The sequence below is a fragment of the Erythrobacter donghaensis genome, assembly GCF_001557325.1.
GTDB classification, from domain to species: domain Bacteria; phylum Pseudomonadota; class Alphaproteobacteria; order Sphingomonadales; family Sphingomonadaceae; genus Erythrobacter; species Erythrobacter donghaensis_B.
The window spans coordinates 1-869 of record NZ_LSJS01000046.1 but is presented as its reverse complement, the minus strand read 5'-3'; the positions used below and the strand labels follow the sequence as shown (position 1 = coordinate 869).

Genomic DNA, 869 nt, shown 5'->3' with positions numbered 1-869 from the left:
CAATGGCAGCTATCTGCGATTTTCCGCCAGAAGCTGCCTTTCAGGAAGCGACCCCGATGCGGTCACTGTGCCGACTTCGATACCTTGATCGATCCCGAGCTTCCACGCTTGTCGTTGGTTTGTACTACAACCCTGCTGGCACTGTTCGAGGTATCATGACGCGAGAGGGCATATGCTCTGCCGACCGCCTGCTGATAACCAAGGTCGGAACATCAATGTTGCGCGTCTCGTAGCTGTTTTTTGCAAAGCTGCCGCCGTACATTGCACCGGCAGTGTAAGGCACGCTAGCTTCGGCTGTGCGCAAGTCATAGAATGGACCGCCCACCTTGGCATCGAAGTTTCTTTGGTAAAGCCCGCTAGGACCGGGAACATAATCGGTGCGCGCCTCGATTTTCTGCATGGGCCTTCCAGCTACCCGAGCGATGGCGTTTCCAAACGCAGCTGCGGAGCGCCCCTGCACCGTTACCTTTGTCAGGCCGAAATTCGGGGTCCAGTTGGTTACGGCACATCCACCAATTCGCGATCGCTTGCAACGAACAGGCGTGGACAACGACATGCCTAAAGATGCCCCCGAACCTCCGGGACCGCGCCGGTACTGGGTCGTGTCCGTCAATGTGGTGTAAATTCGGTTGTGGCCAGCGGGCGGCATTTTCAGGCGGCCTTGGGTGTAATCTGTAGCGGCTGAGCCTCCTCGATGGTTGGCGTTGCGAGCGCTGCCATGCCCTCGATCTGCATGTAGCGGTGCTGGAGCTGGTATTCGTCGTTTTGCTCGAGCAGGACGGCACCGACGAGGCGGATGATGCTGTCTTCGTTGGGGAAGATGCCGACGACATCGGCGCGGCGCTTCACTTCCTTGTTCAGGCGTTCCA

Annotated in this window: 2 protein-coding genes; both read right to left on the bottom strand. The window is 58.1% G+C overall.

The window, feature by feature from the left end; genetic code table 11:
* Positions 1-124 precede the first annotated feature (124 nt).
* Positions 125-400: a hypothetical protein gene (locus AX692_RS19435; protein WP_155646241.1), complete on the bottom strand. Its 276-nt coding sequence runs from the start codon at positions 398-400 to the stop codon at positions 125-127.
* A 251-nt stretch (positions 401-651) separates the two neighbouring features.
* Positions 652-869, bottom strand: a 218-nt coding sequence (locus AX692_RS01225) for a transposase (protein ID WP_196491752.1), incomplete at its 5' end; no start/stop codon positions are given.